At 38.8% G+C, this 17,578-nt stretch carries 21 protein-coding genes; 2 read left to right on the forward strand and 19 right to left on the reverse strand.

Annotated elements, in window-relative coordinates:
* Nucleotides 1-20: 20 nt before the first annotated feature.
* From csrA to ABC361_RS15475, 12 genes are all read right to left on the reverse strand, one after another.
* Nucleotides 21-254, reverse strand: a complete 234-nt coding sequence (gene csrA / locus ABC361_RS15420; protein ID WP_413074771.1) for a carbon storage regulator CsrA — start codon at nucleotides 252-254, stop codon at nucleotides 21-23.
* Nucleotides 255-686, reverse strand: coding sequence for a flagellar assembly protein FliW (gene fliW / locus ABC361_RS15425; protein ID WP_413074772.1), 432 nt, complete (start codon nucleotides 684-686; stop codon nucleotides 255-257).
* 9 nt (nucleotides 687-695) lie between these two features.
* Entirely contained in the window at nucleotides 696-1,751 is a 1,056-nt protein-coding gene (flgL, locus tag ABC361_RS15430; RefSeq protein ID WP_413074773.1) for a flagellar hook-associated protein FlgL, read from the reverse strand.
* 18 nt (nucleotides 1,752-1,769) lie between these two features.
* Entirely contained in the window at nucleotides 1,770-3,125 is a 1,356-nt protein-coding gene (gene flgK, locus ABC361_RS15435; protein WP_413074774.1) for a flagellar hook-associated protein FlgK, read from the reverse strand.
* A 12-nt stretch (nucleotides 3,126-3,137) separates the two neighbouring features.
* Entirely contained in the window at nucleotides 3,138-3,533 is a 396-nt protein-coding gene (gene flgN, locus ABC361_RS15440; RefSeq protein ID WP_413074775.1) for a flagellar export chaperone FlgN, read from the reverse strand.
* Nucleotides 3,530-3,793 carry a flagellar biosynthesis anti-sigma factor FlgM gene (locus ABC361_RS15445; protein WP_413074776.1) on the reverse strand — a complete coding sequence of 88 codons (264 nt, stop codon included), beginning with the start codon at nucleotides 3,791-3,793 and terminating at the stop codon, nucleotides 3,530-3,532. Before ABC361_RS15445 ends, flgN begins: the two co-directional genes overlap by 4 nt.
* 12 nt (nucleotides 3,794-3,805) lie before the next feature.
* The gene (locus ABC361_RS15450; protein WP_413074777.1) at nucleotides 3,806-4,228 is read right to left on the reverse strand and encodes a hypothetical protein; all 423 of its coding nucleotides are present in this window, start codon (nucleotides 4,226-4,228) and stop codon (nucleotides 3,806-3,808) included.
* A 14-nt stretch (nucleotides 4,229-4,242) separates the two neighbouring features.
* Nucleotides 4,243-4,689, reverse strand: a complete 447-nt coding sequence (locus ABC361_RS15455) for a ComF family protein (RefSeq protein WP_413074778.1) — start codon at nucleotides 4,687-4,689, stop codon at nucleotides 4,243-4,245.
* A gap of 257 nt (nucleotides 4,690-4,946) precedes the next feature.
* Nucleotides 4,947-6,302, reverse strand: a complete 1,356-nt coding sequence (locus ABC361_RS15460; RefSeq protein WP_413074779.1) for an ATP-dependent helicase ComFA — start codon at nucleotides 6,300-6,302, stop codon at nucleotides 4,947-4,949.
* Nucleotides 6,303-6,324: 22 nt separating this feature from the next.
* Entirely contained in the window at nucleotides 6,325-7,164 is an 840-nt protein-coding gene (locus ABC361_RS15465) for a DegV family protein (RefSeq protein ID WP_413075786.1), read from the reverse strand.
* 110 nt (nucleotides 7,165-7,274) lie between these two features.
* Nucleotides 7,275-7,982 carry a response regulator transcription factor gene (locus ABC361_RS15470; protein WP_081762106.1) on the reverse strand — a complete coding sequence of 236 codons (708 nt, stop codon included), beginning with the start codon at nucleotides 7,980-7,982 and terminating at the stop codon, nucleotides 7,275-7,277.
* Between the two features lie 30 nt (nucleotides 7,983-8,012).
* Nucleotides 8,013-9,143, reverse strand: a complete 1,131-nt coding sequence (locus tag ABC361_RS15475) for a sensor histidine kinase (protein ID WP_413074780.1) — start codon at nucleotides 9,141-9,143, stop codon at nucleotides 8,013-8,015.
* A gap of 241 nt (nucleotides 9,144-9,384) precedes the next feature.
* Between ABC361_RS15475 and ABC361_RS15480 the strand changes: the two genes are divergently transcribed.
* Nucleotides 9,385-10,023, forward strand: coding sequence for a YigZ family protein (locus ABC361_RS15480; protein WP_413074781.1), 639 nt, complete (start codon nucleotides 9,385-9,387; stop codon nucleotides 10,021-10,023).
* On the opposite strand, the gene ABC361_RS15485 is transcribed toward ABC361_RS15480, so the two are convergent.
* Nucleotides 9,996-10,613, reverse strand: a complete 618-nt coding sequence (locus ABC361_RS15485; protein WP_413074782.1) for a pyroglutamyl-peptidase I — start codon at nucleotides 10,611-10,613, stop codon at nucleotides 9,996-9,998. The genes ABC361_RS15480 and ABC361_RS15485 overlap by 28 nt on opposite strands.
* Nucleotides 10,614-10,688: 75 nt before the next feature.
* On the opposite strand from ABC361_RS15485, the gene ABC361_RS15490 reads away from it, so the two are divergent.
* On the forward strand, nucleotides 10,689-11,294 hold the full coding sequence (locus ABC361_RS15490; RefSeq protein ID WP_255223795.1) for a trimeric intracellular cation channel family protein: 606 nt from the start codon (nucleotides 10,689-10,691) through the stop codon (nucleotides 11,292-11,294).
* A gap of 36 nt (nucleotides 11,295-11,330) precedes the next feature.
* Here the strand turns inward: ABC361_RS15490 and ABC361_RS15495 are convergent, their stop codons facing one another.
* Genes ABC361_RS15495 through ABC361_RS15520 form a run of 6 tightly spaced genes read right to left on the reverse strand, consistent with a single transcriptional unit; the run spans nucleotide 11,331 to nucleotide 17,513 of the window.
* A complete protein-coding gene (locus ABC361_RS15495; protein ID WP_413074783.1) occupies nucleotides 11,331-13,166 on the reverse strand; it encodes an oligopeptide ABC transporter substrate-binding protein in 1,836 nt (611 codons plus the stop codon).
* A 14-nt stretch (nucleotides 13,167-13,180) separates the two neighbouring features.
* A complete protein-coding gene (locus ABC361_RS15500) occupies nucleotides 13,181-14,092 on the reverse strand; it encodes an ABC transporter permease (RefSeq protein ID WP_413074784.1) in 912 nt (303 codons plus the stop codon).
* Nucleotides 14,093-14,107: 15 nt separating this feature from the next.
* On the reverse strand, nucleotides 14,108-15,070 hold the full coding sequence (opp4B, locus tag ABC361_RS15505) for an oligopeptide ABC transporter permease (protein ID WP_413074785.1): 963 nt from the start codon (nucleotides 15,068-15,070) through the stop codon (nucleotides 14,108-14,110).
* Nucleotides 15,071-15,072: 2 nt separating this feature from the next.
* On the reverse strand, nucleotides 15,073-15,999 hold the full coding sequence (locus ABC361_RS15510) for an ABC transporter ATP-binding protein (protein WP_413074786.1): 927 nt from the start codon (nucleotides 15,997-15,999) through the stop codon (nucleotides 15,073-15,075).
* The gene (locus ABC361_RS15515; RefSeq protein ID WP_413074787.1) at nucleotides 15,980-17,002 is read right to left on the reverse strand and encodes an ABC transporter ATP-binding protein; all 1,023 of its coding nucleotides are present in this window, start codon (nucleotides 17,000-17,002) and stop codon (nucleotides 15,980-15,982) included. The genes ABC361_RS15510 and ABC361_RS15515 overlap by 20 nt, the downstream gene beginning before the upstream one ends.
* A 34-nt stretch (nucleotides 17,003-17,036) precedes the next feature.
* Nucleotides 17,037-17,513 (reverse strand): Lrp/AsnC family transcriptional regulator, encoded by a 477-nt coding sequence (locus tag ABC361_RS15520; protein WP_413074788.1) that lies wholly within the window; start codon nucleotides 17,511-17,513, stop codon nucleotides 17,037-17,039.
* Nucleotides 17,514-17,578: the final 65 nt, after the last annotated feature.

Below are 17,578 nucleotides of genomic sequence, written 5' to 3' on the forward strand. Positions count from 1 at the left end.
AAAAATCATACTAGCCAAACTTACGATTGATTCTTTTGTTCAATTAACGCTTTAAGTGAATCAATGGATAAGGATTCGACAGCTTGCTTATTTTCTTTTTCAACCATTTCAATGATTTCTTTACGGATAATATCCACCGATTTAGGTGCTTGGATGCCAATCTTGACTTGATCACCACTTACTTCTAAAACAGTTAGTTCAACATGATCGCCAATGCAAATAGATTCATTGATTTTTCGTGAGAGAACAAGCATTTATTCGCCTCCCTTACCTGCGAGTAACGCTTTTGATGAATACAGCTGTGCTTCATAAATGAGTTGCTTGCCCAAATGGCTGACCGTATTCACAACAAGTGGTGCATTAAGGTTCGCCGTTGATGTAGAAAAGGGTTCTTTAACCGTAACAAGTACAAATACAGCGACATCGGTTTCCGTTTCAATGTTTAGCTGGTCAATCGTTTTTTGGTCTAGCTCAATCCGATAATCCTTCCAGATTGAAAACGGATTTAAACAGACAAAAGCAACGTGTTTTCCTTTTGTAGATTGTAAGAGATAAAAGTCACTTTGTGGAAAAGGAATTAATACGAATTCATTTTCTAAAGGAAAGCCAGGAAGGCCATTTGGAAAATGAAGCACGTCCGCTTGTTCGATTTCAAGTGTGCCTAAATAATTTGTCTCAACTTGCATGGAAACCACCTATCTTAAGAAATCTAATAACGAAGGTTGCAAAACCCGTGCACTAGCTGCTAATGCAGCAGAATGAACGGTTTCCGCAACTAATAATTTCATAACCGTCTCTTCAAAATCAACATCTTCGTTCTCTGATTTCACTTTTTCTAGTAACAATGCTTGCGTATTTAGCCGATCTTCAATTAAATCAACCCGGTTCATTCGTGCTCCAAGTTGCCCATTTATATCTGCCGCTGTTCTTAAGTGAGCATCTACCTTACCAACAAAAGCACTTAACTCTTCTGCTTCGATATTCGGGTCAGCCAGCGCTTGTTGAAATTGATATAATTCATTAAACATATCGGTTGTAAACAAACGATGAGCATCGGCTCCAACCGTGATCTTTACGCCTTGCTGCAGTTCTAATTCAAATGCTGCAGAAGCAAATTGATGATTCATCATCCGCATTTCTTCCGGGTGAATAGACTCTTCACCCGAAAGCCATTGCCCATCTTGAAATTGAATATGCGCACCTTCCTCATTTTCAAACGTACCGTTTTCTTGATAGGCGTACGTAGAACCATTAAAATAAATCACTGTATTGTCATTAAATTGATCGCTTGTAACCGTGGATGGGTCAAGTTTTTCAATTGGCGCACGATCCCGTTGTTCGCCATTAAAAATATGGTTTCCTGCAATATTTGTATTTGCTACTGTTAACAAATGGTCTGTCAATTGCTCTACTTCTTGAGCAATACTTTTTCGTTCGTCTTCTCCATATGTATCCGTTGATGCTTTTATAGCCAATTCGCGAATTCTCGTTAGAATACTATTGGTTTCTCGTAGAGATGTATCACTTTGATCCAATCGATTGTGCGCTTCACTCATATTACGCTTATACTGCTGAATTTGGTCAGCCGATTCGCGAAATTGCATTGATTTAGCAGCTGTAACGGGATCTTGTGAAAATCGTGTAATTTTTTTTTGCGTGCTCAATTGTTCCTGTAGTGTAGAAAGTCTTTGATAGCTTGCTTGTGAATAGTGCAACGTATTTGCCGTTAACATTGATTGTGTAACTCTCATATCATCATTTCCCTCCCTTTAACGTCCTACTACACCCATTCCATTAATAACGGTGTTAAGCATTTCGTCCATTGCCGTCATTACCCGGGCAGCCGCATTATAGGAGTGCTGGAACTGAACCAACATCGTCAGTTCTTCATCTAGCGAAACGCCACTTACCGACATGCGATTTCCATCAATATTGCGTAATCGAGCCTGAGCAGCCTCAGCCTTCCTCTGTACACTTTGTGTCTCCACGCCTAATTCGCTCATAAACTGCTGGTATTGCTTCGTCACTGAACCATTCTCTTGACTAAGATTTGCGATACGCTGCGCTGTCTCTTTATTCACATTTAATAAATTGGGATTTTCAATTAATTCATTTGAAACGCGTTGGCTTGTTTCATCAAAAAAATTAGGCAAGATGCCATTCACATCTTCAATAAGCTGACCTCGAAGACCTTGCATGGTTTCAATCGCTTTTTCAACGTTGGAAATAGAAGCATTGATACCAAGAAATTTTCCACTAATCACAGCACTATACGATTCACCATTGACTATCAATGCGGGTTCACCGTTTTGATCCTCTACTGAAAAGGTAAAAGGAGAAAATGAATCTGCTGATTCCTGCCCATCTACTAGCATAATGTCACTGTTTAATAGCTTAATATCATAACTACCTTCATGCCCTTTTTGAGAACTTGATCGGCTTACTTCAACCGGGATCAAGGTTGCCAATTCGTCAATTAACAGATCTTGCTGATCATAAAGTTCGTTCGCTGCTTGTCCACTCTCTTCTATTTTCTTGATCGCAGCATTATTGTCTGCGATTTGTGAGAGTAAATCGTTTATCTTCGTTTCAGTCATGCCTCGCTCTTGCTCTAGTAAATGTATTTCAGATTGAAACGCTTTCTCTAAAGAATCAAACGTGTCCATCACTGCTTCAGATTGTTCGACCAACACAGCCTGACTATCTTGTCCAGCAGCAATCTCTCTCCAGCCGTTGAAAAAACCATTTAATTGACTTGAAAGCCCACCTAAATCCCCTTCATTATGAGGCGCCTCATTAAACAAATCTTCAAGTCTACTAAACGTTCTGCTTTGAACGCCTGTATATCCCGAAACATGGGCTTCTAATCGAAACTGTTGATCTAAAAATTGGTCGCGCACTCGTTGAATACGATCAATTCCAACACCAGTACCAACGCGACCTTCCATAATCGGTTGCCCAAATGGTCCCGATCCAGGGTAACCTGGTGTAGCATGCATGTTCACTCTTTGACGCGAATATCCTGGCGTACCTGCATTCGCTATATTGTTTCCCACCGTCTGTAATGCTGTTTGATTTGCCGCAACCGCTCTCCTCATGGTTTCCATACCTAAAAAAGTTGACAAGTAGACACCCCCTTACGCTCTTGAATCAAAGATTGATACAGGTTCAGCCTTTGATTTTGCTTCCTTTGTATAAACCGAACGGTCATTCTGAAACAATTGCAGTGAACCCCTTACAAACGCAAGCGAGTCATTTAATAGTAACGTATTTTTCTCGTTTTGCTTTTTTAAATCCAGCAAAACTGAAACCAATCGTTCTGTTAACGGCTTAAGGGTATAATCAGTCAGATTCACTTCTAACCGCATTCTCTCTTCTAATGCATTTGCTTTTGTTACAAGAGATGATTCTTTTCTAACGATCATTTGTAATGACTCAAGTTCGTTGTTAATTAAAGCTTGTTCCTTTTGAATAGCCAGGTCAACTAGCGTATCTTGTACATCAATCATTTGATTTACTAATGTTTCACTCATTTAGGATTTTCCGCACCTTTCCACGCAGTTAAAATGGCTTGAGCCGTTTTTTCTGGCTCCAATTCATACGTTCCATTTTGAATTTTCTCTTTTAACTCTTGTAAGCGGATCTCTTTCGCTTTATTCGATTGAGCACTTAATTCCAATGCTTCTTTTGAAATTTCAACCTTATCGTTTCTTGGTTCTGATTTATTGGTTGTTTTCATTTGATTTTTATATGGTTCACTTGCGCCAATATAGTGCGAAGAATGGATTTTCATAAGTTGCCTCCATTAACGATTATTTTGTAAAGTATGGTTTAACGGTTTGTTACGTATACGTTCACCACTAAGCTGTTGACGACTATGCTTTTGCGTTTCGTATTCACTTAATTCCTTTTTCAGTTCCTTTAAACATGTATGACAAAAGCGCTCTTCTTGCGTTAGTTCGTTACAACGTTCGCAGTAGTGCTGTAAATTAGGAAATCTTGATAATTTTAATCTTCCGGAGCGAATCAGCGATTGCAAAAATTTAAACGGAATCTTTGTTTTCTCCATGAGCATGTGTTGCGTAAATCGTTGATCCTCATGTTGCCTTAAATAATCACTAATGACTTGTAACCACTGCTCTTCTTCCGACTGACACTCTACACAGGTTGCTTGATTAACTTTAACAAAGAGTGCTCCACAATTCATACAATTTGCTAGTTCGCTCACACTAATCCCCTACCTTAAATCGCTCTAGCAACTGTTAAGGAGGAAACGGACTCAGCACCTGATTCAAGTAGGGCTTTTGCCGCCATCCGTACAGTTACTCCTGTAGTATATATATCGTCTAATATTAAATATTTTTTACCTTTAATATACGACTTTTCTTCTGTAATAAGGGAAAAAGGATTGTGATGGAATAAATTGATTCTCTCATACCGGGTCTTTTTACTCTGTTTTTTGTTATCGTCTGCAGAAACTCTCGTTAAACAGTGGTGTATTTGTCCTCTTTTTAAAAATTCGTCCGCTTGGTTAAACCCCCTTTCTCTCATTCTTAAAGGTGAAAGAGGAACCGTTGTAACAACGAATTCTTGATAGTGTTCGCCAATCATTTTCAACAATGACTCTGTGAAAATATGCCCAATTGCTACATCGCCTCTAAATTTGTATGTCGAAAGCAGTGTTTTCAAAAAATCATTGTACTCATACAGGGATTGATTACGTTGAAGAACATCCTGTCCGAGAAGTTTCCTCCACCAAATACAATCACGACACTCCCCCTCTATAAATGAACCAAAGCGCGCCGGCTTTCCACACCTTATACACCCGCGCCTGCAAAGCATTAATTGGCTTGAACACTCAACGCAAAGCTGTGACTGTTTTAAAGTAAACAGTGATTGGATCGATACTTCTTGAAAAAAAGATGAATGACAAGACACACAGGAACTCATTTCCTCCCCTCATTGTTCATTTGCCTGATATGACGCTTTGCTTTTATCATTGAGTGCGTCACGCCATAGTGCCAATAAACCACATCTCCATCGGGAAAAGCTTGTTTTCTACCTACTCTACCTGCAATTTGAACAAGACACGCTTCATCAAAGATCGGTTGTTCCGCACCGATAACAGCTACTTGTAAATTTTCCACCGTCACGCCTCTTTCTAAAATGGTTGTCGTTAAAAGCAAGTTGGTTCTCCCTTCACGAAACGATTGAACATGCTTATGACGTTCAGGGGCATCTGCATAGACAAACTCATGTTTAATACTAAGCCCTTGGAGAATGGAAGAGCATTTCTTTAGCATTTCAATTGATGGGAAAAACAGTAATAAGGGTTTATTCTCATGCTGCATAAGCCATTGATGAATAGTAGGAGGAAGGCTGCCTTTACTTAATCGGCGCTGCCAATTGCCAATCCATTGAAAACGAGGTTGAGGAATCGGCTTCCCATGAAATCGAACGGGAATTTTAGTCACTGTAATAGAAGGGGTATTCAAGATTCGTTTTGATGGTGTTGCACTTAAGAAGATTGTGGTTCCATGAGGTTTTTTAGCTCGAGAACTTGCATAATGTAGGGAGCGGTCATACGTATAGGGGAATGCATCTACTTCATCAATAATAAGCACATCAAAGGCGTGATAATAGCGAAGCAATTGGTGAGTGGTTGCGATGACTAGTTGGGCAAGAGGGTTCTTTTGACGACTTCCTGCATACAGGCTGGATTGCTTAATTGATGGAAACGCTATCTTTAACCGTGGGCTTAACTCTTTCACCACGTCGGTTCGAGGTGTGGCAATTCCAATGCGCATCCCTAGTTGCAAGCTTTTTTCAATCATAGGAAATAGAATTTCAGTTTTTCCAGCACCACATACAGCCCAAATTAAATGGGTTTGATTTTGCTGTTCAACAGCTTTTATGAGCTGAATACTTGCTTGCTCTTGGTGAGAAGAAAGTACTCCTTCCCAACGACAGCTATTTTCTTGAGGCTTGTAACGAAAATGTGAAGCGTTACAAGTAAGAAGCTGTGTACAGGAAGAAGCTTTTCCCATTTCAATACAATGTCGACAATAGGAACAAAGCGTCTGGCAATGATAACAATCGTGCTCGTAAAAAAGGGTCTGTTTCTCATTTCCACACCGTTTACATTTCCATTGACCGTTTTCTTGCACTAGTGTAGGTTCTGACTGAACGACTTCTTTTTCAATTGCTTGAACGAGTAATTCATTTGAAAAAGGCCATTCGCTCGATAACATACATCGATTGTACAAAAACAGTCTAATCTTTTGAATGTCATCCCTCGTCAACACTCTACCTCCTCGACATCGTTCAACACCAGCCAATACCTAAACTACTTGGGCCTAAATGCGTACCAATTACCGGTCCAAAATAGCTTATTTCAATATCAGCATGAGGGTAAGCTGAGTGAATTTTTTCTTTTAACATGTCAGCACCTTCAGGACGATTCGCATGGATAACAGCGATTTCGCTAACGTTGCCCTTTTGCAAATCTGCAAAGAGCAAATCTAAAATGCGGTTTAATGCCTTTTTTTCCGTACGGACTTTTTCAAAAGGCATGATTTGTCCATCTTCAAAATGTAAGATCGGCTTAATTTGTAATAAACTGCCAAATACAGCTTGAGCTCCACTCAATCGTCCACCTCTTCGTAAATGGTTCAAATCATGTACCATGAAGTAGGCACGCACTTGCTCTTGCTGCGTGGTTAAATACTGAATAATATCAGATCCACTGCTACCTTCTAGCGCTAATTTTGCAGCTGAACGTACGTAGAAACCTTGTGGAGAACAACTGATTTTCGAGTCAAAGCCATAGACGGTTAGGTTCTCTTTCATTTCACCAGCAGATAACGCCGTTTGCAAAGTACCACTTATCTTGGCCGAAAGGTGTATGCAAACGACATCTGTGTACCCTTCTTGCTCAAGACGATCAAAGAGCTCAATAAATTCCCCTATCGCCGGCTGTGAAGTTGTTGGCAAAGCCTCTTCCTCTGCAAGCTTTTGATAAAATTCTTCAGTAGTAAGGTCAATTCCTTCTCGAAATGAGCCGTCTGAAAAATTTACGCTTAGTGGAATGGTATGGATTTGCAGCGCTTCAATCGTCTCTTTTTGTAAATAGGCAGTCGTGTCCGTAATTACTGCGGTCTTTATCATATTTGTTCCTCGCTTTTCTACAGTCAGTCACTCCACTTAAATTTAGCGGAAATAGATCTGATATTCAAGAAATAACCGAAGAATTTCCCGAGAAATAATATCGTTTCTTAGCGAACAATGACGTATCCTTTTTTAATTGCTTCAACAACTGCTTGTGTTCGGTCATTTACATTCATCTTCTGCAAGATATTGCTAACATGGTTTTTAACCGTTTTTTCACTAATATACAAGGACTCACCAATAGCGCGGTTATTTTGACCATCTGTCATAAGTTGAAGCACTTCACATTCACGTCTTGTTAAAATGTGCAAAGGCTTACGATACTCGACTTCACGGTAGCCTACTGAGTCTTGATGCTTTTCATCCTGTTTTGCCAAACGGCGGTATTCCTTGATTAAATTTGACGTCACTTTCGGATGAATATATGCACCACCTGTTGCCACAACTTTGACAGCTTCTACAAGTGACTCTGCATCCATTTCTTTTAACAGATAACCTGATGCACCTGTACGCAATACGTGTGACACATAAGACTCATCATCATGAATGGATAAGATTAGCACTTTTACTTTCGGAAACACCTTTACAAGCTCTTTCGTTGCTTCCACACCGTTAAGTTTTGGCATGTTAATATCCATTAAAATCACATCTGGTCGATGGTTACGAACAAGATCTATGACTTGTGAGCCATCTTCGCCATCCGCTACAACATTAAAATTTTGCTCCATTGATAAGATTCGTTTTACTCCTTCTCTAAACAATGGGTGATCATCTATAATCACGATTCTTATTTCATCCGTTTCTTGTACTATCATTGGATTCACCTCTCGTAAACTACTACGTTATTAGACTGTTGTTACAGGTAGTTGAATTAAGATATTCGTTCCCTGTTCTATTTCCGATTGAATCGTAATGGCGCCATTTAACATATTCACTCTTTCTTTCATGCCAATAATGCCAAATGAAGAGTCTTTTTTTGTCGAAGGGTTAAATCCAACCCCATCATCTTTTATGACAACCATTACGTTGTTTCGTTTCATTTCAATTTTCACTAATACCTCGGTAGGGCTCGCATGTTTAATCGCGTTTTGGACGGCTTCTTGAATGAGTCGAAAAACAGCTATTTCAAAATGTTGTTCAAGTCGAGTTTCAATGCCTAAATGTTTAAAATGAACCGTTAATCCATGTCGCTCTTCAATATTCTCTAAATATTTTCTAAGCGTTGGGATTAAGCCTAAATCCTCAAGCGCCATCGGGCGTAAGTCATAAATAATTCGTCTTACTTCAGCTAATGAAGATCGAACCATTTTACGTAAACCGCGAATTTCTTTTAACGCTTCATGAATGCCCTTTTCTTGATAGATTCGCTCGATTAATTCTGAATGTAGCATAACGTTCGCCATCATTTGCGCCGGTCCGTCATGAATTTCACGAGATAATCGACCTCTTTCTTCCTCCTGAGCTTCTATAATCTTCAACCCAAATGATTGCTTTTCCTTCGCATCTTCAATTATTTCTCCAACTTTTTTTAAATCGCTCGACAGAAAATCAAACACAACCGACATCTGTACAGACAGCTGTTCCGCACGACTAATCGTATCCTGTAAGTTCTTTAAGCGACGTTCAATGTCATCTCTTCTTGTTCGCAATAGCTTCTCTTCTTGTTGTAAAACGGCCATTTCGACTTGATATTCACTTGCTTGCTCATACGCTACCCTCACCTCATCGTTCGTGTAGCTTTGAAATTCTTTGCTTACTTTTGCTAAACGATTTCTTGCATGCCTTGCATGTAAAGAAGACTTGTCTACTTTATCAATGACTTCGACAACCTTCTGCTTCGTTTGCTCAAGCTCTTTGCTTAAATAAGCATGTTCGTTTCTAGATCGTTCGCCAATTTCAAATATCTTTTCTCTACTTGTTGAAACTGTATCTATAGTCTGAGAAATAATCTGATTCAGAACTTTTACTTCTTCCATTTCTAATCCCCACTTTTTATGAAAGCAATGGTGTAGGTTAGCTCAAGCCTTCCGCTTTTAAATTAAGCCACTTTCCGTTATTCTTATCTTACACTATCCGATGGAGAAAGAAAGACGAATATCGTAAAAGAACGGGATCTTTTTCTCTGTAGTAGAGAATATCGCCTATACTATCAGACCAGTATTACATCACGGTTTCGCCAATATGTAAAAATATAAAAATTATAATGGAGGGAACCCATTGCTAGAGAACTATAAAACGGTTAAAGAGCGTGGTAATCACGAAATCGTCATTCAAAAATCGCGATTTATTGCTCATTTCAAACGGACAAAAACAGAACAAGAAGCGCTTGACTTCATTCAAGAAATCAAAAAAGAGCATTGGAATGCCACGCATAATTGCTCTGCTTACCTAATTGGTGAACAAGATCTCATTCAAAAAGCAAATGATGACGGAGAGCCTAGTGGAACAGCCGGTGTACCTATGCTAGAAGTCTTGAAGAAAAGAAGTCTTAAAAACACGGCTGTCGTTGTGACTCGTTACTTTGGCGGGATTAAATTAGGAGCAGGTGGACTCATTCGTGCATACGGTAGTTCCGTAAGTGAGGGCTTAAATCACGTTGGCGTTGTGAATCGCACCCTTTGCTATACAATGGAAACAACGATTGATTATACATGGCTTGGAAAAATTGAAAATGAAGTTCGACAGTCTCTTTATCCATTAAAAGAGATCACATACGCGGACCTTGTTACCATCCATGTATATGTTGAAGCGAACAACGTTGAAGCCTATCACGAGTGGATGACAGAATTAACAAACGGGCAAAGCGAAACGAAACAAGGAAAAAGCGTCTATTTAGAAACAGACGCTGATACGTGAGAAACGAGTGCATGAATCGATGCCTCAATCGCCTGCAAAAGCTGATCATTGGATAGGGGCATACCTTGTTTGATTTCATTCGTAATCGGAATATGGATAAAACCAGCAGGGACCATTTCATTCTTTCGCTTCATCTCGTGAAGCGTTTCGTACATCAACGCATTACACACATATGTACCAGCTGTATTTGACACATACACACTCTCGTCAAACGGAAGGATCGCTGCTTCCATGTCTCGTAAAGGCAACGTTGAAAAATACGCAGCCGGTCCTTCTTCCTTTATTACGCAATCTTTCATTTGAACCCCATCATTATCGCCTGGTCCATCCATGATATTAATCGCAACTCGTTCAAGAGAGATCGCAGTTCGATTCCCTGCCAACCCTAGCATGACAACAGCCGCAGGATCCGTTTCCTCCACGATACGTGCTAATGTTTCACTAGCTCGGTTAAACGAAACAGGCAGTACTTCTCCCTTTATGGTCACGCCATTAACCGTCTTTCCATCTAGCTCGCCTACTACCCACTGACTTGGATTTGCTTCATGGTCAAGGAAAGCCTCAAATCCTGTTAAAATGATTGGTTTCATCCTAAAAAACCCCTTTACTTTCCTGATTATTGTCACTATCATATCATATGACAACATAAGAATGAGGGACGTTCATTGGATACTTGGGAAATCTTTACGATTATTGGCACAATTGCATTTGCCTTATCAGGAGCAATTGTCGCATTTGAAGAAAAATATGATTTATTTGGCGTCTATACATTAGCCTTTATCACTGCCTTTGGCGGTGGAATGATTCGAAACATCGTCGTTGGCATACCGGTTTCAGCTTTTTGGAGTCAGACGTCTTTATTTATTATTACGTTTTTGCTTATTACTACACTATTCTTTCTACCCGCTTTTTTATTTAAGCTTTGGGATCGCTGGGGCGTCTTCTTTGACGCAGTCGGCCTATCCGCTTTTGCGATACAAGGCGCCCTTTTTGCAAAAACCGCAAATGAATCCATTTTTGCGATGATGCTTGCCGCCGTGCTAACAGGAGTAGGAGGCGGTATCCTCCGTGATGTCCTGGCTGGAAGAAAGCCGATGGTGCTTCACAGCGACATTTACGCAGGCTGGGCTCTAATGGGCGGTATTATTATCGGACTCGGGTTCGACCATCCGATTATGCAATATGTATTATTCGTAATGATTATTGTTATGCGTATGCTTACGGTTCATTATAAATGGCGCTTGCCCCAGGTGGATAAGCGGATAGGGTAAAAAAGAATGGGAAGCATATGCTCCCCATTCTTTTTCTTATTCATCTACAGCTGCATTTTCATCATTTAATTGAACGGTGTGCCAGCCATAATCATTATTTCCAACTTCATATGAGATTCCACTCACGCGATTGTTAACCGGAAACGTATCAATTTGGTAAAGCGTCGGTGCTAAAGGCAAAACTTCATTTATATATGACTGAAACTCGTTATATACATCTTGACGATAAGAAAGATCAAAAGCTTCTTCTGACAGCCCATCTGCTAAGATTCCCTCTAAAGTATCATCTGTATATCTTGGGTAATTAAACATAGCCTGTGGACCAAACAGTCCAGATGGGTCAATATCAGAACCTACACCCCAACCAGCTGTATACATATCAATTGCCGGATCATCTTCTTCAATTCGATCGTAAAATGCGTTTGGCTCAGTAAGAGACCCTTCAAGCAACTCAATATTTAAACCAATGTCTCTCCACGCTTGCATCTCATAATTTGCAACTGCTTCTGCCGTTGCATCACCTTGACGAGCTGCATACGTAATAACGAGTTCCTCACCATCTGGGTCTTCGACAAAGCCATCTCCATCTAAATCTTCATAGCCTGCTTCTGCCAATAACTCTTTCGCTCTTTCTGGATCATATTCAAACCCAGGATTACTATCATCATGGTAAAGAGCATGGTAAGGAGTAATAACCGTAGTCGCTGGATATCTTAGCCCATTATACATACGATTTCCTAACTCTTCATAATTTACCGCTAAGCGAACCGCTTCACGTAACGATTGATTCGCCATTTTTGAATCTGGATCATACGCTACCTCTCCAGCGTCAGCATCCCATGTACCAAGTTTAAATCCTGTATACGTGTAAAATCTAGAAGTACGACCTAACCAATCAACATTACTCATATCCGCATTATCAGCAAACTGAGTCGCTGGGAATGTTGTGACCATATCAATTTGTCCAGAACTTAATGACTCTGCAACCACATCCGGGTTTACGACAGTAAGAATAACCTCATCAACAAGTGGTTCCCCTTGCCAATAATCCTCATTTTTCGATAGGGTGACAGACTCACCAGGTACAATATTTTCAACGACAAATGGTCCATAACCTAATGGCTCTTGACGTACTTGATCAGATGCTGGCATATCAGCTACTTCAACACCTTCAAAGTAGTGCTTCGGCATTGCGTAATAATGAATCCCACCACTCATTAATGAAGGCGTGGCTTCTTTAAACGTTAATTCAACTGTTTTTTCATCAATAATGTTTAGACCAGAAATCTCATCTGCTTCCTCATTATGGTATTCTTCCATCCCCACTATATTTCTATAGGAAGCATCATAGCGTACACCATCGTAATCTTTATGGCCAATAACCTCATGAGCAAATACAAAATCTTCTGCTTTTACAGGCTCTCCATCATGCCAATTAACATTATCTTTAATTGTAATTGTATAAGTTAAATTATCATCCGATACATCAATTGTTGCTGCTCCTTCATCGGTAATGTTAAAGGCTTCATCCATCTTAAATAATGATTCACTGAAGAACTCTAAGATATCAGCATCTGTTGAAATAGAATAGTGTTGCCAATCTAGCGTCCCTTCGAATGGGGATGGCGTTACGATACCTACATTTAATGTACCGCCCTCAATTGGGTCTCCGTCAGCAGTTTTTGTTGGCTCAAAATCATCTAAAGAATATACGCCATCTTCATTTTCAATTGTCTCTTCTGAACCACCCTCTTCTCCAGTACCGCTCGATTCAGACGATCCACCATCTCCATTATCACTACATGCAGCAAGTGCTAACACAGCAACTAGTGTAGGTGCTAAATAAAATTTAGGTTGTAAAAACTTTTTCATAATTGCTCCTCCTTTTAACCTCTTCTTTGTTTTGCGTCAGTCGCACGTTTTAATGCTTGACCAACATTATTTATACACAGCATCAAAATCAAAACTAAAATTGATGCGGGTAACCATACCCATGGGCGCAGCTCGAAAATCTGAGGATTTGTTGCATGACTCATTAATGTACCTAAACTAGGAGTTGACTCTGGAAAGCCAAAGCCTAAAAATGAAAGCCCTGTTTCTATCCCAATATTTGCTGCCAAACTTAACGTAAGATTTACGATAATAATTGAATTAAGATTTGGTAACAAATGACTAAATATTATTTTATAGTGCGGTGTCCCTAAAGTTCTTGCTGCTTGTATATACTCTAGTTCACTTTGTTGTAATGCTTTTGATCGAATTAACCTAGCCATTGATATCCAAATAAATGCAGACATAATTAGTGTAAATTGCAGTAGAGAATAATTAGGAACTACCGCTACAAAAGCAATAATAATCATCGTTGTAGGTAGCACTAAAAAGAAATCTACTATTCTCATAATGACATTGTCTGTATGACCACCAAAATATCCTGCTAACAATCCCATTGCTAAACCTACTAAACCGGACAAAGTTGTTACAGCGATCCCGATAAGTAAAGAATTACGGGTACCAATAATTAACTGACCAAATACATCACGGCCACCATGATCGGTCCCTAACCAAAACTCTGATGATGGCGGTTCAAATATTGCTAATAAATCAACAGTAACAATTTGATCTTGATCTAAAATAATCGAAACACCAAATACAAATGCAGCTATTAAAAAGAGAAGAATCGCCGAGAATAACGCTACCTTATCTTTTAAGATTTCAACAAGTATAACTTTAGCTCCAGACGGTGTTTTGATGGCAGAATCATTATTTGGATCTATTTGCATGTTTTTTTGAGTTTCCATTTAAATTCCCACCTCTTACTTAATACGAATTCTTGGATCTACCATACTTAATATAATGTCTGAGAGCATTGTTCCAATTACAGCTAAACATCCTGAAAGCAATAACAGAGCGGTTACCACACTATAGTCTCTATTATTTATTGAAGATATGAGTAAATCCCCAATGCCAGGAAAGCTAAATACTCTCTCAATGAAGACAGAACCACCAAGTATACCTGTTATTTCATATCCAAAAAAAGCCGCAATAGGAAGCAGGGAATTCCTAAAAATATGCTTATTATAGATTCTATTTTCACTTGCACCTTTTGCTTTAGCAGTTAGAATAAACTCTTTGTGCTTAATATCTATAATCTCACTTCTCAAATATTGAACTGTACCGACTGTAGTAATAAGTGCTAAAGATAGCGCCGGCAAGGTCATATGATAGATTTTACTTATATAATATTCTAATGTTCCAGCAGTAAGACCCGGAGATACACTACCACTAACTGGGAACCAGTCCAATCGAAAACCGAAAATGAACAATGCTATTAATCCGAAAATAAAACTTGGAACCGCAAATCCTACATATGTATATCCTGCAATTGCACGGTCAGCCCACGTATCATTAAAACGCCCACTAACAATCCCTAAAGGAATTGCAATTAAATATGAGAATATTAGGGTTAACAACCCAAGACCTGCTGTATTTAATAATCGATCACCAATCAACTCCGTAACAGGCATCTTATATCTAAATGACTGTCCAAAATCACCTGTAACAGCACTGGATATCCAGCGTCCATATTGCTCATACCACGGATCGTTAAGACCATGAATCTCTCTCATCTCTTCTAGTCTCTCTGCTGTAATGCTTGGATCGATCATTCCTGTAAAAGGATCACCAGGCATTTGGCTTGCTAATATAAAAACTAATAAACTCAAGAAAAAAAGTTGCGGAATTGCAATTATTATTCTCCTAATTATAAATTTCCACATAATTAACCTCTTTCCGGTATTGCAACTTTATGTGTATTAGATATTTTTTTTAAGGGGTGCGCAAGACCCTCACTATCAAAATAATTTTTAGTATTTGATTCATAATCCTCATTTATTAATCTTCTTGTATTCTGAACTTCCTTTCTCTTTGTAGGATCTATGTCTGGTATTGAAGCGATTAATCGTTTTGTATAGATATGTTGCGGATTATTAAATATATCGTCTGGTGTTCCTTCTTCTACAAATCTACCTTTATACATAATTCCGATATGGTCACAGATATGACGGATAATACCTAGGTCATGACTAATAAAGAAATAAGTCAAGTTTAGATCTTTCTGAATGTCTTGCATAAAATTTAAAACTTGCGCTTGAACTGACACATCTAATGCAGATACTGGTTCATCAGCGATAATTAATTTTGGCTTTAACGCTATTGCTCTAGCAATTCCTATACGTTGCCTTTGCCCACCTGAGAATTCATGAGGGTATTTAAAAATACTGTCAGGACTGATACCTACCCTTTCTAGTAACTCCTGAACAGCTTTTCGCTCCTCTGACTTAGACAATTTCTCGAAATTTCTAAACGGTTCTGCAATTATGTCTAAAATCCGTTTCTTTGGATTCAATGATGAATATGGATCTTGAAAGACCATTTGAACATCTCGTCTAAAATTTTTCATATTGCGCTTAGTTACTTCTTTATTGTCAATAAAAATTTGACCAGATGTAATATCGTTCAAGCCAATTATTCCTCGCCCTGTTGTCGTTTTTCCAGAGCCAGATTCACCAACCAATCCATAAGTCTTTCCTTCTTCAAGATTAATATTTAAACCATCCACAGCTTTGACATGACCGATGGTTCTTTTTAAGATACCTGCCTTGATAGGAAAGTGTATCTTTAAATCTTTAATTTCCAAAAACCCCATCTGTTGCTTCCCCTTTCGGCGCGAAATCAAATGTTTTATAACAACTGCAACGAACGTAATGATTAGGCGAAATTTCGTGCAGCTGAGGATCTTCTTCATGAGCTGATTCACTTAACCACGGAATACGACTTGCAAACCTGCAACCTGTTCTTGGCAAATTTGCTAGAGAAGGAACAACCCCTTGAATAACATGTAACTTTGTTTTGGCAATATTGTTTGTTGGATTTGATTGCAACAAAGATCGAGTATATGGGTGTTTAGGATTTTCAAATAACTCTTCGACTGGCGCTAACTCAACGATTTGTCCAGCGTACATAACTGCTATTTTGTCAGCCATCTCCGCTACTACCCCTAAATCATGCGTAATTAAAATAACACCACTATTTAGTTCATTTTTCAATTTACTTATTAACCCTAAAATTTGGGCTTGAATTGTTACATCCAACGCTGTAGTTGGTTCATCTGCTATTAAGAATGCTGGATTACATGAAATAGCAATTCCAATGACCACTCTTTGTCTCATACCACCAGATAATTCATGGGGGTATTGGTTATATACAACATCTGGCCTTGCTATCCCAACTTGCTGTAAGAGCTCTAACACTCTAGATTTACGCTCAGCCTTTGACAATTTCGTATGTAGAATTAAAGACTCCTCAATCTGCTTACCAATAATCATTAACGGATTTAGAGCAGACATAGGGTCTTGGAAGATCATTCCTAACTCTCCACCTCGCAATTTTTGTAACCTTGTTTCGGAGACTTTAAGAATATCTTCACCTTTGTACTTAATCTCACCCTCAATTTCAGAATTATTTTTGGGGTGTAGACCTAAAATAGAAAAACCTAGTGCGCTCTTACCTGATCCTGATTCACCGACAATTCCAAGGACTTCATTTTTATTAACATCAAGTGATACGTTGTCTACTGCCGCGTAATAATCATCTTTTATACGGAATGATGTTTTTAATCCCTTAATTTCTAATAATCTGTTATTTTCCATTATGCCCACCCTACTCGGTCATTTGTTGTTTTAATTAGATAATTGATTTTCCGTCTTTACTAGTTAACAAGTAATCAATCGAGTCTTTGTAACCTTTTAATTGAATACTAACGTCCATGGCTAAGATAGCAGGGGATTTTGCTAATGTTCCGTTAATAAAATCAATGAGATGCTCATTGCTATTCAAATATGCTTGTACAATAAAATGATGATAGCCAGAAACAGAATCCACACATAAAATTTCAGGAAACGATGCGAGCCATTTCCCAACCTCGTCTTGCTTACCTATTGCAACACTTAAACCGATAATTGCCTTTACCGATAAGCCTAGTTTGCTTGGATCAATTTTAATAATAAAATCAAACACACCGTTATGTACCATTTTTTTTGATCGCTGCCTTACCGTACCCTCACTAACGTTGAGTTGCCTAGCGATTTGACTGTAAGTGAATTTTCCGTCTTTTTGGTATAAATCCAATATTTTAAAATCTAAAGCGTCAAGTTTCTCCATTTGGTTATCACTCTCTTATTTCCCAACATGAATGTAAACTTCATTCTACGAATTCATTATTGAAA

The organism is Shouchella phoenicis (assembly GCF_047238345.1).
Lineage (GTDB): Bacteria > Bacillota > Bacilli > Bacillales > Bacillaceae_D > Shouchella.

Bases quoted from the DNA above. Each gene is read 5' to 3' on its own strand.
- ABC361_RS15510 (WP_413074786.1), bottom strand. From the start codon at position 15,999: ATGGGGTTTTTGGAAATTAAAGATTTAAAGATACACTTTCCTATCAAG.
- ABC361_RS15520 (WP_413074788.1), bottom strand. From the start codon at position 17,513: ATGGAGAAACTTGACGCTTTAGATTTTAAAATATTGGATTTATACCAA.
- ABC361_RS15475 (WP_413074780.1), bottom strand. From the start codon at position 9,143: ATGGAAGAAGTAAAAGTTCTGAATCAGATTATTTCTCAGACTATAGAT.
- opp4B (WP_413074785.1), bottom strand. From the start codon at position 15,070: ATGTGGAAATTTATAATTAGGAGAATAATAATTGCAATTCCGCAACTT.
- ABC361_RS15485 (WP_413074782.1), bottom strand. From the start codon at position 10,613: ATGAAACCAATCATTTTAACAGGATTTGAGGCTTTCCTTGACCATGAA.
- ABC361_RS15445 (WP_413074776.1), bottom strand. From the start codon at position 3,793: ATGAAAATCCATTCTTCGCACTATATTGGCGCAAGTGAACCATATAAA.
- ABC361_RS15470 (WP_081762106.1), bottom strand. From the start codon at position 7,982: ATGATAGTACAAGAAACGGATGAAATAAGAATCGTGATTATAGATGAT.
- flgL (WP_413074773.1), bottom strand. From the start codon at position 1,751: ATGAGAGTTACACAATCAATGTTAACGGCAAATACGTTGCACTATTCA.
- csrA (WP_413074771.1), bottom strand. From the start codon at position 254: ATGCTTGTTCTCTCACGAAAAATCAATGAATCTATTTGCATTGGCGAT.
- ABC361_RS15515 (WP_413074787.1), bottom strand. From the start codon at position 17,002: ATGGAAAATAACAGATTATTAGAAATTAAGGGATTAAAAACATCATTC.
- ABC361_RS15500 (WP_413074784.1), bottom strand. From the start codon at position 14,092: ATGGAAACTCAAAAAAACATGCAAATAGATCCAAATAATGATTCTGCC.
- fliW (WP_413074772.1), bottom strand. From the start codon at position 686: ATGCAAGTTGAGACAAATTATTTAGGCACACTTGAAATCGAACAAGCG.
- flgN (WP_413074775.1), bottom strand. From the start codon at position 3,533: ATGAGTGAAACATTAGTAAATCAAATGATTGATGTACAAGATACGCTA.
- ABC361_RS15495 (WP_413074783.1), bottom strand. From the start codon at position 13,166: ATGAAAAAGTTTTTACAACCTAAATTTTATTTAGCACCTACACTAGTT.